The following is a 14,075-nucleotide window of genomic DNA, read 5'->3' on the forward strand; positions in this document are numbered from 1 at the left end:
GGAGCGAGCTTGCTCGCTCCCACAGGGGTTTGTGGTGTTCAGGCTACCGCGGCCTGCTGCTTTGCCGCTGCTTTAGCTTCTAGCTCCCTCACCAACGGCAACACCCGCTTGCCGAAATACTCCACCTCTTCCTGAAAGTGCAGAAACCCCGCCAACACCAGATCCACTCCCACCGCTTTCAGCACAACGATCCGCTCGGCAATCTGCTGCGGCGTACCGATCAGGTTGGTCTTGAAACCGTCGTTGTACTGCACCAGATCCTCGAACGTCGACTTGGCCCAATTGCCCTCACCCTCAGGTGATGCCCTGCCCGCCTGCTTCGCGGCATCGCCAAACGCATTCACCGCCTCCGGGTCCGCCTGATCGATGATTTGCGCCAGCACGGCTCGCGCTTCTTCTTCGGTGTCGCGGGCAATGACAAACGCGTTTACGCCGACTTTCACCGAATGATTGTTTGCCGCCGCCTTGGCGCGAATGTCGTCGACCTGGGCCTTGATGCCTTCCGGGGTGTTGCCGTTGGTGAAGTACCAGTCTGAAACCCGCGCCGCCATGTCCCGAGCCGCGCGAGAACTGCCACCTTGGAAGATTTCCGGCTGACCCTGCGGTTTGGGTTTGAGGCTGTAGTTGTCGAAGCGGTAGAAGTCACCGCGAAAGGTGAAGTTGTCCTGGTTCCAGATGCCCTTCAGCGAGCGGATGAATTCTTCGGAGCGGCGATAGCGCTCGTCGTGTTCGAGCCAGTGTTCGCCAATCGCCTGGAACTCACCCTTGAACCAGCCACTGACAATGTTCACCGCCACCCGGCCGTTAGTCAGCTGGTCGATGGTTGCCAATTGCTTGGCCGCCAACGCCGGTTGCCAAGGGCCGGGCAGGATCGCGGCGATCACTTTCAGTTTGGTGGTGACGGCCAGCAACGCGTGGCTGAAGGCGACGGATTCGTGTTGGTACTCGGCGCCGTAACCGGCGGTGAAGCGGATCTGCGTCAGGGCGTATTCGAACCCCGCCTCTTCGGCCAGTTGCGCCAGTTTTCGGTTGTAGTCGATGCCCCAGTGGGTGCGTTGCTCGACCTTGCTGACCACCAGCCCGCCGCTGACGTTAGGCACCCAGTAGGCAAATTTGACGGCTTGCTGACTCATTGGCATGTCCTCGGGACTTTAGGGAAGTCCTGGGGTAAGAGCAGCAACCGTGCCAGCGCTTGAATCGCGACGGGTGACACTACGGCCCCGAGCCGAGCGAGATCCTTGTGGGAGCGGCGGTGCGGCGATCCGACTTGCTCGCGAAAGCGGTGTGCCATTCAACATCTTCGTTGGCTGATACCGCTTTCGCGAGCAAGCCCGCTCCCACAGGGATCAGGGTGTGTCTGGGGCAATTTGCTGATGCACTGTTGGCGCTGCAACAGTTGCAGTCGGGGCAAACCCGTGCAAGCCAGTAATGACAGGCCTTTGAATTAGGCATGGACCGTGCATTCCCCCTTGGCACTCACTGCCGAATCAAGGAGCCGTCCCATGACCGAACATCAGGTAATCAATCCGCTGTCCACTGGCACTGACTATGAAGCGCTGGCCGCAAGGTTCCGGCCGATTTTCCAACGCATCGCCGCCGGTGCCGTTGAGCGCGAACAGTCCCGCAGCCTTCCGTACGAACCGATTCAGTGGCTCAAGGACGCCGGTTTCGGCGCCGTACGGATTCCGATTGAATACGGCGGTGGCGGCGCCTCCCTGCCACAACTGTTTGAGCTGCTGATCGAATTGGCCGAAGCCGATTCCAACGTGCCTCAGGCCTTGCGCGGGCACTTCGCCTTTGCCGAGGATCGCTTGAACTCGACACCTGGGCCAGGCCGGGATCTGTGGTTCAAGCGCTTTGTCGACGGTGACATCGCCGGCAATGCCTGGACCGAGATTGGCAGCGTCGCCATTGGCGATGCCATCACCAAAGTCTCACCTCACGGCGATCAGTGGAGGCTCAACGGCGAGAAGTTCTACAGCACTGGCAGCCTGTTTTCCGACTGGATCGACGTGTACGCGCACCGCAGCGACACCGGCGGCGACGTGATTGCTGCCGTCCGAACCCGCCAACCCGGCATCGTGCAGAGCGACGACTGGGACGGCTTCGGCCAGCGCACCACCGGCAGTGGCACCTCACGGTTTATCGATGCCGAGGTGGAGGCCGAGAACATCATCGACTTCGCCACCCGTTTCAAATACCAGACCGCGTTTTATCAGCTGGTGCTGCTGGCCACACTGGCCGGGATCGGTCGTGCGGCGTTGCGCGATGTGGCTCACCAAGTACGTGAACGCAAACGTATCTACAGCCATGGCAATGCGCAGCACGTCAGCCAGGATTCGCAGGTGCAGCAAGTGGTCGGTGAGATTGCGGCACTGGTGTATGCGGCCGAGGCCAGCGCCTTGAGGGCTGCGCAACCGGCGCAACGGGCTTATCTGGCGCGATTCTCGGGTGATGATGCCTTGGAACAAGAGGCGAATGTCGCGGCGGAAATCGAATCGGCCAAGGCGCAGGTGGTGGTTTCTGAGCTAATCCAGCGAGCAACCGCACAACTATTCAACGCACTGGGGGCTTCGGATACTCGCGTGGGTAAATCACTGGACCGGCACTGGCGCAATGCGCGGACGGTGTCGTCGCACAATCCGGTGATCTACAAGGCGCGGATTGTCGGGGATTGGGCGATCAACGGGACCGAGCCGCCGTTTGTGTGGCAAATCGGGAACGGGCCACAGACCAAGTGATCCGACGATAGGGTCAGACGGGTCGCCGCAGTAGTTGGATATAGGTAAGATATCGGCCCTTCCCCGCAGCCCTGTCCTGCACTCCGCCGAATAAGCCGATTCCATGCCTTTCGAACTCAGTGTTGACCTCACCACCCTGGCCATTCTGGCCCTCGTCGCTTTTATTGCCGGTTTCATCGACGCCATTGCCGGCGGCGGTGGCCTGTTGACCACCCCGGCGCTGCTGACCGCAGGCCTGCCGCCGCATCTGGTGCTGGGCACCAACAAACTCAGTTCGACGTTCGGCTCGGCCACGGCCAGTTTCACCTTCTACCGACGCAAGCTGTTCCATCCAAGGCAGTGGATGCACGCCATTGTCGGCACGCTGGTGGGCGCGTTGACCGGTGCCGTGGTTGCTCACTACCTGCCGGCGGAATGGCTGAACAAGATGCTCCCGGTGATCGTTTTCGGCTGCGGCGTCTATCTGTTGTTTGGCGGAACGCCGAAAGCACCGCTGGACAGCGACGCACCGATCAAGAAAAAGTGGCAATCGACCCAAGGCTTCAGCCTTGGTTTCTACGACGGCGTGGCCGGTCCCGGCACGGGTGCGTTCTGGACCGTCAGCACGATGCTGATGTACCCCATCGACTTGGTGAAGGCCAGCGGCGTGGCGCGCAGCATGAACTTCGTCAGCAACATTGCGGCACTGTCGGTGTTCGTGTTTTCCGGGCAGGTGGACTGGATCATCGGCCTGAGCATGGGCCTGTCGGTGATGGTCGGGGCGTTCTTCGGGGCTCGCACCGCCATCAGCGGCGGTGCGAAGTTCATTCGCCCGGTGTTCATCACCGTGGTGTTGGGCTTGACCGTGCGGTTAGCCTGGCAACACTGGTTCAGCGTGGCCTAAGCGCCGCGCCACATAGACGTCGATCAGGTAACGGGCAATCGAGCGTGACGCCGGCAACGGCGGCAGCTCGCGTACGTTGAACCACTGGGCGTCTTCGATCTCGTCTTCCTGACACACGATCTCGCCGCCGGCGTATTCGGCATGGAAACCCAGCATCATCGAATGCGGGAACGGCCAGCACTGGCTGCCCATGTATTGGATGTTCTTGACCTCGATCTGCACTTCTTCGCGGACTTCACGAATCAGGCAGTCTTCGGCCGACTCGCCCGGTTCGGCAAACCCCGCCAACGTACTGTAGACCCCGGGGACAAAGCGCGGCGAACGGGCCAGCAGGACTTCATCGCCACGGGTCACCAGTACGATCATGCTCGGCGAAATGCGCGGGTAACTGCGTAAATCACACGGCTCGCAATACATCGCCCGTTCCCGGGTCACTTGGGTCATCGCCTGCCCGCAGTTGCCGCAAAAGCGGTGTTCGCGGGCCCAGGTGCCGATTTGCGCGGCATAACCGAGCACCTTGTAAATCGTATGGTCGCCTTCGAGCATGAACGCCCGCAGGCCTTTCCAGTTGCAGCCCGGCACATCGCTGTGACTGCGCAGCTCCAGTAAATAGACCGGTTCGCCGTCCAGGTGACCGATGCCATGTTCGGCGAGGATCGAAAGGTCCTGGCGCTTGAGCCATTCGCGCGCAAACAGCGCGCCATTGTCATCGAACAGAAAGCCTTCGGGGCTGCGCGCCACGGCCCAGCCGCCGGGTTGGTCGGTGTCCAGTACTGCGGTGGTCCAGCGTGAAATCATTTTTAATCAATCCAGAAATTCGGGTTTCTGTTTGCTCATATGGGCGGCCATGGCCACGCGCAGATCAGTGGATTGCAGCATGGCGGCGTTCCAGGTGGCGACGTATTCGAGGCCGTCGTCGATGCGATGGTCGCGCATGTAGCTGATCATCTCTTTGGTGCCGGTGATCGCAATCGGCGACTTGCTGGCGATCTCGCGGGCAATGCCCATGACACCGTCGAGCAGGCTGGTCGTGTCGCTGTAAACGCGATTGACCAGGCCCATGCCACGCGCTTCTTCGGCACCGAACGTGCGACCAGTGTAAGCCAGTTCACGCAGCATGCCGTCACCGATGATCCGCGGCAAGCGTTGCAGAGTGCCAACGTCGGCCGCCATGCCGATGTCGATTTCCTTGATCGAAAACTGCGCGTCTTCGGCGGCGTAACGCATGTCGCAAGCAGCAATAAGGTCGATGGCGCCACCCAGGCAATAACCCTGAATCGCCGCCAGCACCGGTTTGCGGCAATGGTCGACCGCATTGAAAGACCCTTGAAGGGCGAGGATTTTGCGGCGCAGCAAGCGCGCGTTGCGACCCACGTCCTTGCCCAGTTCATTGGCCACGCCGGCCAACATCATCAGGTCGATGCCGGAAGAAAAATGCTTGCCCGCACCACTGAGGACCACCACCCGGACTTCGTCAGTGTCGTCGACCCACTGGAAAATCTCGATGATCTCGCTCCAGAACGCGGCATTCATCGAATTGATTTTTTCCGGCCGGTTGATCTGCACATGGGCGACTTTATCGTTCAGTTCGACGGTGAACGCAGTGTACTGAGACATGGCAGTGATCCTTTTACCGGGCAGAAAATGAGTTCCGGACTATAACAAGGCATCAAGGCCGACCGTAAGGCAGCGGTTCGGCCAAAGACGGGACTTAGCCTGCGCACCACAACGGTGCGCGAGCATTGCCGCGCTTCGCACATTCATGTGACATCTCGACTTTTTTTTGAGGCAAAAAGGTAAAAAATCATGCCCTTCGTCGGTGCGTTTCCCCCTCCAAGCGGTACGTCCGTACCTCTTTAAACCGATTGTCGAACAATTTTGCCATCTGGCCTCCCCCGCTCTAAGTTCTGGCCTAGACTCAGTTTCGCGGGGCGAAACCGGCCGGTCACAAAGCGGGAAGAAAGTCGAAACTTTTGCCGCTCGTGACGGGTCAGGTTAAAGGGAGGTGCGTTGCGACTGGTGCAATCCTTGCAACGATCTCTACAGCCATTCTGCTTCATCGTATTGGCGGCGCTTGCTCTCCGATGCGTAGCGCGTTTGCGCCCGGCCACAGGAATTGGCCACGAAACACCGTTTGTGCCAGACCTAAGAATTAGATCAACAACACGGGAGATTTATATGATCAGTGCGGCTTTAGATATTCAGGGAGAACGTGCTCATCAGCAGGTCGGCGAAACGAGCACTGTAAGCGCGCCAAGTCACCAATCGGTCAGCGTCCCAGGCACAAAGACGCTGACACCGGTGACCAGTCAGAACCCCAACAAGAAGAAAGTGTTGTTCGTCACCTCGGAGATCGCCGATCTGGTGAAAACCGGTGGTCTGGGCGATGTTTCCGCAGCGCTGCCGCGAGCCATGGCGCATCTGCATGATGTGCGTGTGCTGATTCCCGGTTACCCGCAAGTGCTGAACAGCGAAAACCCGATTCATATCATTGGTGAACTCGGTGGTCACGCCGCGTTGCCCCCCTGCAAGATCGGGCGCATGGACATGCCCGACGGTCTGGTCATTTACGTGTTGATCTGCCCCGAGCTTTACGAGCGCGAGGGTTCGCCTTACGGTGCCAACAACGGCCGCGACTGGCCGGACAACCACATTCGTTTCGCCCGTCTGGGCCTGGCCGCTGCCGATATCGCCGCCAATCTTGCACAAATTCACTGGTGCCCGGACCTGGTGCACGCCCATGACTGGCCTGCCGGTCTGGCACCCGCTTATATGCACTGGCGTGGACAGCGGACCCCGACGCTGTTCACCATTCATAACCTCGCCTATCAGGGCGTGACCAGTCTTGGCTCGTGCCCGGAACTGGGTATTCCCATGCATGCCTTGCAACAGGAAGGCATGGAGTTCTACGGCAAGATGTCGTTCCTCAAGGCCGGCATGGCTTATTCGAGCCACATCACCACCGTCAGCGCCACCTATGCCCAGGAAATCACCACCCCGGCCTTCGGCTGCGGTCTCGACGGTTTTCTTGCCGCCAAGACCCAGCAAGGTCTGCTCAGTGGTATTCCCAATGGCATCGATGAAAGCTGGGATGCCGCTACCGACCCGCACCTGTTCCGCCCCTTCAAAATTGGCGATTGGGAAGGCAAAGCGGTCAACGCCGCCCACGTGCGTAAGCTGTTTGGCCTGGATGATAGCGAAGGTCCGCTGTTCGCCGTGGTTTCGCGACTGGTCTATCAGAAAGGCCTGGACCTGACCGAAGCCGTCTCCGAGTACATCGTCAAATCTGGCGGGCAGATCGCGATCATCGGTCGTGGCGAGCCGGAAGAAGAACAAGCCATGCGTGAACTGGCCCTGCGTTTTCCAGGCCAGATCGGCGTGCGCATCGGTTTCAACGAGACCGACGCCCGTCGCATGTTCGCCGGCAGTGATTTCCTGCTGATGCCTTCGCGTTACGAGCCTTGCGGGCTGAGCCAGATGTACGCCCAGCGCTTCGGTTCGTTGCCGGTGGCACGCAACACCGGTGGTTTAGCCGACACCATTGAAAACGGCGTGACCGGTTTCCTGTTCGACGAATCCACGGCCGAAAGTTACGAGGAAGCCCTGAGCCGGGCCTTCAAGGTTTTTGCCTTCCCCGACCTGCTCAATGCCATGCGCTGCCGGGCCATGGCCGCGCCTTTCAACTGGTGCAAGGCGGTCGAACCGTACGCCGAACTCTACGAAAAACTGGTGACCAAGGCGCTGGGTAAATCGGGCAAACATTAAGAGGTTTTCAAAGATGCCGTTACGGACCCTTGAGACCTGGCCCCACGGCGCAATCATGCTGGACGCAGAGCACACGCGTTTTGCCTTGTGGGCGCCAGATGCGTTTTACGTCAGTGTCGAACTGGAAGATGGACAGTCCTTGCCACTCCTGCCCCAGGCAGATGGCTGGTTCGTGATCAACACCCGCTGCCCCGCCGGCACGCGTTACCGCTACAACATCGACGGGGAGCTTGCGGTGCCCGATCCGGCCTCCCGCGCGCAGGCCGGTGATATCGACCGCCACAGCGTGGTGGTCGATCCACTTGCCTATCAATGGCAACACAGCGCCTGGCTTGGTCGGCCGTGGAATGAGGCGGTGATCTACGAATTGCACGTCGGTGCGCTCGGCGGCTTCAGCGAAGTCGAGCAGCACCTGGCGCGCCTCGTGGAGCTGGGCATCAGCGCGATCGAACTGATGCCCCTGGCGCAGTTCCCCGGTGACCGCAATTGGGGTTATGACGGGGTTCTGCCCTACGCGCCCCAAGCCTCCTATGGCACTCCCGAACAACTCAAACACTTGATCGACACCGCCCACGGTCATGGCATGGCGGTGATTCTCGACGTGGTCTACAACCACTTCGGCCCGGACGGCAACTACCTGCATCGCTACGCCAAGGGCTTTTTCCGCGAAGACAAGCACACCCCGTGGGGTGCGGCCATCGACTTCCGGCGGCGCGAGGTGCGGGATTTCTTCATCGACAATGCGCTGATGTGGTTGCTGGAGTACCGCTTCGATGGCTTGCGCCTGGACGCGGTGCACGCCATCGAAGACCCTGACTTTCTTCAGGAACTGGCGCAAAAGGTTCGCCAGCAAACCGATCCGGCCAGGCATGTGTGGCTGACCGTTGAAAACGAACACAACCAGGCCAGCCTGCTCGGAGAAGGCTACGACGCGCAGTGGAACGACGACGGTCACAACGCCTTGCACGTGCTGCTGACTGGCGAAACCGACGCCTATTACGCCGACTATGCACAAAACCCCACTGAACAACTGGCGCGCTGCCTGAGCCAGGGTTTTGTGTTTCAAGGCCACTTGACCCGTCACGGTACACCCCGTGGCGAGCCCAGCGGTCATTTGCCGCCCAGTGCTTTTGTGCTGTTTCTGCAAAACCACGACCAGATCGGCAACCGCGCCTTGGGCGAACGGCTGCATCAACTGGCCAACCCCGATGCGCTCAAGGCAGCCACCGCATTACTGCTGTTGTCACCGATGATCCCGCTGATGTTCATGGGCGACGAGTTCGCCGCCGAACAACCGTTCCTGTTCTTCACCAGCCATCACGGTGAACTCGCGGAGCTGGTCCGCGAGGGACGACGTAACGAGTTTGCCGCCTTCAGCGCGTTTGCTGATCCGCACAAACGCGAGCAGATTCCCGACCCCAACGCGCGCCAGACCTTTGAGGCTTCACGCCCCGAGCTGACATCAACCCGACAATCCGCCATACACGACCTGTATCGCCAACTGTTGCAGATCCGCCATCAGCAGATCATTCCCCGCCTGCCCGGTGCTCAAGCATTGGGCGCGGACGTGTTGGGCGCAGGCGCAGTAACGGCGCGCTGGCGACTGGGCGATGGCAGCCTGCTGTGCATTGACCTGAACCTCAGCGACACGCCGGTGGTCCACTCCCCACAGGCCGACGCTTCGTTGTTGTTCGAATACCCGCCACAGTCAGCCGGTCTGTTGGATCAGGGCACACTTGCCCCGTATTGCGCGCTAGTCAGCCTCACGGCCGCAGCCCCTTTGCTACCCCCGGATGGAGAGCGCCAATGAGCGATGCGCAACTGGAAATACTGGCCAGCCGAGCTGGCCTGGCTGTCGACTGGATCGACGCCAATGGCCGCCCACAGAAAGTCGCCCCATCAGTGTTACGCAACGTCCTCACCGGACTCGGCCACCCGGCCGGCAGCGCTCAGGAAATCGACGCCAGCCTGCAGGAACTGCAGCAGGTGCAACAGACCCGACACCTGCCGCCGCTGCTGACCGCAGACTTCGGTGTCGGCCTCAGCCTGGCGCATTACTTTGAGCCGCAAACACCGTGCGAGATCCACCTTGAAGATGGCTCGCGACTTCATTTAAAACTGGATGCCGAGGCGATACTGCCTGGCCTGGTCCCGGTCGGTTATCAGCACGTCAGCATCGACGGACAGGAGTTTACCTTGGCCGTTGCACCGACGCGCTGCTACAGCGTTGGCGATGCCGTCGACAGTCCGATCCCCCGCGCCTGGGGCCTGAGCGTGCAGCTGTACGCGCTGCGTCGTCCGGGCGATGGCGGTTTCGGCGATACCCAGGCGCTGGAAGACCTGGCTCGGGTGGCCGGCGAACGTGGCGCCGAAGCGCTGGCGATCAGTCCGCTGCATGCGATGTTCGGCAGCGACACCCAGCGCTACAGCCCGTATTCGCCTTCCAGCCGTTTGTTTCTCAACAGTCTGTACGCCGCACCGGGCGCGATCCTGGGTGATCGAGCATTGCGGACCGCGATTGATGCAACCGGCCTGGCGGCAGAACTCAAGCACCTCGAAGCCTTGCCGTTGATTGATTGGCCGGTGGCGGCCGAAGCCAAACATCGTCTGTTGCAGGCGTTGTACGAAGGCTTTGTCCAGGGCGAACACCCGTTGCATGCCGACTTCAGCAGCTTCCGCCACGCTGCTGGCGAAGCCCTGGAAAACCACTGCCGCTTTGAAGCCATCCAAGAAGCCCGCGCCGCCCAGGGTGAAAGTCTCGACTGGCGGCAGTGGCCCGTGCAATGGCAAAACCCGCGCAGCGCGGCCCTGGCCGAATTCGCCGAAGAAAACGCCGGGCGCATCGGCTTCTTTGCCTTCTGCCAATGGCTGATCACGCGCTGCCTGGAGCGCGCACAAACCGCCGCCCGCAGCGCCGGCATGAGCATTGGCCTGATCGCCGATCTGGCCGTCGGTGCCGATGGCGGTGGCAGCCAGGCCTGGAGTCGCCAGGACGAATTGCTCGCCTCGCTGACCGTGGGTGCACCACCGGACATTCTCAACCGTACCGGTCAGGGCTGGGGGATTTCCGCGTTCTCGCCCGAAGGTCTGGTGCGCAATGGCTTTCGTGCATTCATCGAAATGCTCCGCGCCAATTTTGCCCACGCCGGTGGCCTGCGCATTGATCACGTCATGGGACTGCAACGGCTGTGGGTGATCCCCAATGGCGCGTCACCCGCCGACGGCGCCTACCTCTATTACCCGGTGGATGACCTGCTGCGTTTGCTGACCCTCGAGTCCCATCGCCATCAAGCCATCGTCCTCGGTGAAGACCTTGGCACCGTGGCCGATGGTCTGCGAGAAAAGCTCATCGCCCGTTCGATTCTCGGCATGCGCGTGCTGTTGTTCGAACAGGACAACGCGCACTTCAAACCGATTCTCGACTGGCCGGACAACGCACTGGCGACCACCAGTACCCACGACCTGCCGACGCTCAATGGCTGGTGGCATGGCCGCGATATCGACTGGAACGCCCGACTGGGCCTGGTCGACGCCCCGGGTGAAATCGAATGGCGCCACCACCGCGAACGCGAGCGTGAAGGCCTGCGTCGGGTGTTGAGCGAGGACCCGCAAAACTTTCGCGAAGAGTCCCATGAAACCGATCAGGTGCTCGATGCCGCGATACGTTTCCTCGGTCATACCCGTGCGCCGCTGGTGTTGCTGCCGCTGGAAGATGCCCTGGGCATCGAGCAGCAAGCCAACTTGCCCGGCACCACCGACACGCACCCCAATTGGTCCCGACGCTTGCCCGGCGACAGTGAAGCCTTGCTCGATGACCCGGACGCCGCTCGGCGTCTGGAACTGCTCGCCTGTGCGCGGCTTCAGGCGGCCGAGCGTGACCAATGAAGCAAACGCTTATCCAACCGCTGCGGGCCACCCTGCGGCTGCAGTTCCATAAAGACTTCACGCTGGACGATGCGGTGCCGCTGGTGCCGTACTTCGCCAGCCTCGGCATCAGCCATGTGTATGCGTCACCCCTGCTGAGTGCTCGCGCCGGGTCCATGCATGGCTACGACGTCGTGGACCCGACCACGGTCAACCCGGAGCTGGGCGGCGAAGCGGCGCTGCGGCGTTTGGTCAGCGCATTGCGCGAGCAGAACATGGGGCTGATCCTCGACATCGTCTCCAACCACATGGCCGTCGGCGGTGGCGATAATCCCTGGTGGCAGGATTTGCTGGAATGGGGACGCCTAAGCCCTTACGGCGAATTCTTCGATATCCAATGGCATTCGCCCGACCCGTTGATGGAAGGCCAGTTGCTGCTGCCCTTCCTCGGCAGCGACTACGGCATCGCCTTGCAGGACGGCACCCTGCCCTTGCGCTTCGATGCGCAAAAGGGTGCGTTTTATGTCGAGCACTATGAGCATCACTTCCCGATCTGTCCGACGAATTACGGCGAACTGCTCAGAACCGATGACCCGCTGAGTGCCGAATCGCTCAAGGCGCTGGCAGACCGTTTCAGCACCTTGAGCTACCAGACCGACGCCCACAGTCTGGCGATGCCGCTTAAAACAGAGTTGCGTGAACTGGCCAGCGATCCGACGATTCTGCAGGCCATCCAGCACAACCTCAGCGCTTACGACTCGCTCACCGCCGAAGGTTTCCAGCGCCTGCACCTGTTGCTTGAACGCCAAAGCTATCGCCTGGCCAGTTGGCGCACAGCAGCAGATGACATCAACTGGCGGCGTTTTTTCGATATCAACGAACTGGGCGGCCTGCGGGTCGAACGCCCGGCCGTGTTCGAAGCCACCCACGCGAAAATCTTCGAACTGGTGGCCGAAGGCCTGTTTGACGGTCTGCGCATCGACCACATCGACGGCCTCGCCGACCCTCGGGGTTACTGCCGCAAATTGCGGCGACGGGTCGACAGCCTGTCGCGGGATCGGCACCTGCCGATCTACGTCGAGAAGATCCTCGGCGAAGGTGAAACCCTGCACCGTGACTGGTCGGTGGATGGCACCACCGGTTACGAGTTCATGAATCAGCTGTCGCTGCTGCAACACGCTCCGGAAGGCGCGCACACTTTGGCCGAACTGTGGAATCGCTACAGCGAACGGCCTGCCGATTTCCGTCAGGAAGCGCAACTGGCCCGCCAGCAGATCCTCAACGGTTCCCTCGCCGGCGACTTCGAAAGCGTCGCCCAGGCCCTGTTGCAAGTGGCCCGGGATGACCTGATGACCCGCGACCTGACCCTCGGTGCAATCCGTCGGGCGTTGCAGGAACTGATCGTGCATTTCCCGGTGTACCGCACCTACATCAGCCCCCGTGGGCGTTCGACTGAAGACGATGTGTTTTTCCAGCAAGCCATGGACGGTGCCAGGCAAACCCTCGGCGAGGCCGACTGGCCGGTGCTCGATTGCCTGGCCAGCTGGCTGGGGGGGGAGCCGTGGCGCAAACACCCGTTGGGCCGGCCGCGCAAGATGCTCAAGCATGCCTGTGTGCGTTTTCAGCAACTGACGTCGCCGGCGGCGGCGAAGGCTGTGGAGGACACCGCGTTCTATCGCTCGGCGACATTGTTGTCGCGCAATGACGTGGGCTTCAGCACCGAACAGTTCAGCGCGCCGGTGGCCGATTTCCATGCGGCTTGCATCAACCGTCTCGACGAGTTCCCCGATAATTTGCTGGCCACCGCGACCCACGACCACAAACGCGGCGAAGACACCCGCGCGCGCCTGGCGGTGCTGAGCGAGCGCAGTGCCTGGTACGCCGAGCAAGTCACGCTCTGGCGGACCCTCGCTCGTCCCCTGCGCGACGACGACCAGATACCGACTGCGGGCGATGAGTTGATCCTCTATCAAGCGATCCTCGGCAGTTGGCCGCTCGATTTGCGCAGTGACGATCAAACAGCCTTGGAGAACTACACTCAACGTCTGTGGCAGTGGCAACAGAAAGCCTTGCGCGAAGCCAAGTTGCAAAGCAGCTGGAGCGCGCCGAACGAGGCTTACGAACAAGCGGTTCAGCAATTCCTGCAACGTCTGCTTCTGAGCCCCGAAGGTGAACTGTTACGTGCGGCCCTCGGCAAAGCCGCCAAGAGCATCTCCGTCCCCGGAGCCCTCAATGGATTGGCGCAAACCTTGCTGCGCATGACCGTGCCGGGGGTACCGGACCTCTATCAGGGCAACGAGTATTGGGACTTCTCGCTAGTCGATCCTGACAACCGCCGGCCGGTGGATTACGCCAGCCGTCAGCAGTCGATGCAGACGCCATTGGAACTGCCCGAACTGTTGGCTGACTGGCGCGACGGGCGCATTAAACAAGCGCTGATCGCTCATGTGTTGAACCTGCGGCTCGAGCACACCGAGCTGTTTCGGCGAGGGACGTATCAAGCCCTTGAAGTCGTCGGCAGCCAGGCTCACCGGGTGCTGGCATTTGCTCGCTCGCTGGAAGGAAAACGCGCCATCGTGATCGTACCGATACGTTGCGCCGAGCTGCTGAAAAACAGTGCCGAACCCCGGATTGACGCGCCGCTGTGGGGCGATACACGGGTCAAATTACCGTTCACCGTCCCTGATGAAAATTTGAAGGGACTTTTTTCAGGCACAACAGTCACACACCAAAGGGAGCTGAACATCAGCGACGCGCTAGTGGATTTCCCGATCAATCTTTTTATCCAAACTACCCACACTTGAGTTCAGTTCAGGAGCATT

At 60.9% G+C, this 14,075-nt stretch carries 9 protein-coding genes; 6 read left to right on the forward strand and 3 right to left on the reverse strand.

Annotation, left to right across the window (positions count from 1 at the left end; translation table 11 throughout):
• Positions 1 to 38: 38 nt before the first annotated feature.
• On the reverse strand, positions 39 to 1,139 hold the full coding sequence (gene sfnG, locus QFW87_RS13365) for a dimethylsulfone monooxygenase SfnG (RefSeq protein WP_283190736.1): 1,101 nt from the start codon (positions 1,137 to 1,139) through the stop codon (positions 39 to 41).
• A gap of 363 nt (positions 1,140 to 1,502) precedes the next feature.
• On the opposite strand from sfnG, the gene QFW87_RS13370 reads away from it, so the two are divergent.
• Entirely contained in the window at positions 1,503 to 2,741 is a 1,239-nt protein-coding gene (locus QFW87_RS13370; RefSeq protein WP_283180262.1) for an acyl-CoA dehydrogenase family protein, read from the forward strand.
• A 103-nt stretch (positions 2,742 to 2,844) separates the two neighbouring features.
• Entirely contained in the window at positions 2,845 to 3,624 is a 780-nt protein-coding gene (locus tag QFW87_RS13375) for a TSUP family transporter (RefSeq protein WP_283180263.1), read from the forward strand.
• Here the strand turns inward: QFW87_RS13375 and nudC are convergent.
• Together nudC and QFW87_RS13385 are read right to left on the reverse strand one after the other, a co-directional pair.
• Complete coding sequence (gene nudC, locus QFW87_RS13380; RefSeq protein WP_283190737.1) at positions 3,592 to 4,422, reverse strand: NAD(+) diphosphatase; 831 nt, start codon at positions 4,420 to 4,422, stop codon at positions 3,592 to 3,594. The two genes, QFW87_RS13375 and nudC, sit on opposite strands and share 33 nt — an antisense overlap.
• A gap of 6 nt (positions 4,423 to 4,428) precedes the next feature.
• The gene (locus QFW87_RS13385) at positions 4,429 to 5,241 is read right to left on the reverse strand and encodes a crotonase/enoyl-CoA hydratase family protein (protein ID WP_283190738.1); all 813 of its coding nucleotides are present in this window, start codon (positions 5,239 to 5,241) and stop codon (positions 4,429 to 4,431) included.
• Positions 5,242 to 5,802: 561 nt separating this feature from the next.
• Between QFW87_RS13385 and glgA the strand changes: the two genes are divergently transcribed.
• From glgA to QFW87_RS13405, 4 genes are read left to right on the forward strand one after another with little or no spacing between them, the layout of a single operon-like run.
• The gene (gene glgA / locus QFW87_RS13390; protein ID WP_283180266.1) at positions 5,803 to 7,389 is read left to right on the forward strand and encodes a glycogen synthase GlgA; all 1,587 of its coding nucleotides are present in this window, start codon (positions 5,803 to 5,805) and stop codon (positions 7,387 to 7,389) included.
• A gap of 13 nt (positions 7,390 to 7,402) precedes the next feature.
• A complete protein-coding gene (treZ, locus tag QFW87_RS13395) occupies positions 7,403 to 9,199 on the forward strand; it encodes a malto-oligosyltrehalose trehalohydrolase (RefSeq protein ID WP_283190739.1) in 1,797 nt (598 codons plus the stop codon).
• A complete protein-coding gene (gene malQ, locus QFW87_RS13400) occupies positions 9,196 to 11,274 on the forward strand; it encodes a 4-alpha-glucanotransferase (RefSeq protein ID WP_283190740.1) in 2,079 nt (692 codons plus the stop codon). Before treZ ends, malQ begins: the two co-directional genes overlap by 4 nt.
• On the forward strand, positions 11,271 to 14,057 hold the full coding sequence (locus tag QFW87_RS13405) for a malto-oligosyltrehalose synthase (protein WP_283190741.1): 2,787 nt from the start codon (positions 11,271 to 11,273) through the stop codon (positions 14,055 to 14,057). Before malQ ends, QFW87_RS13405 begins: the two co-directional genes overlap by 4 nt.
• The last annotated feature ends 18 nt before the right edge of the window (positions 14,058 to 14,075 follow it).

The organism is Pseudomonas sp. PMCC200344, assembly GCF_030053095.1.
GTDB lineage: Bacteria > Pseudomonadota > Gammaproteobacteria > Pseudomonadales > Pseudomonadaceae > Aquipseudomonas > Aquipseudomonas svalbardensis.

What these genes read in the sequence shown, in the direction of transcription:
- treZ (WP_283190739.1), top strand. Translation starts at nt 7,403, where the DNA reads ATGCCGTTACGGACCCTTGAGACCTGGCCCCACGGCGCAATCATGCTG.
- QFW87_RS13385 (WP_283190738.1), bottom strand. Translation starts at nt 5,241, where the DNA reads ATGTCTCAGTACACTGCGTTCACCGTCGAACTGAACGATAAAGTCGCC.
- nudC (WP_283190737.1), bottom strand. Translation starts at nt 4,422, where the DNA reads ATGATTTCACGCTGGACCACCGCAGTACTGGACACCGACCAACCCGGC.
- QFW87_RS13375 (WP_283180263.1), top strand. Translation starts at nt 2,845, where the DNA reads ATGCCTTTCGAACTCAGTGTTGACCTCACCACCCTGGCCATTCTGGCC.
- QFW87_RS13370 (WP_283180262.1), top strand. Translation starts at nt 1,503, where the DNA reads ATGACCGAACATCAGGTAATCAATCCGCTGTCCACTGGCACTGACTAT.
- QFW87_RS13405 (WP_283190741.1), top strand. Translation starts at nt 11,271, where the DNA reads ATGAAGCAAACGCTTATCCAACCGCTGCGGGCCACCCTGCGGCTGCAG.
- sfnG (WP_283190736.1), bottom strand. Translation starts at nt 1,139, where the DNA reads ATGCCAATGAGTCAGCAAGCCGTCAAATTTGCCTACTGGGTGCCTAAC.
- malQ (WP_283190740.1), top strand. Translation starts at nt 9,196, where the DNA reads ATGAGCGATGCGCAACTGGAAATACTGGCCAGCCGAGCTGGCCTGGCT.
- glgA (WP_283180266.1), top strand. Translation starts at nt 5,803, where the DNA reads ATGATCAGTGCGGCTTTAGATATTCAGGGAGAACGTGCTCATCAGCAG.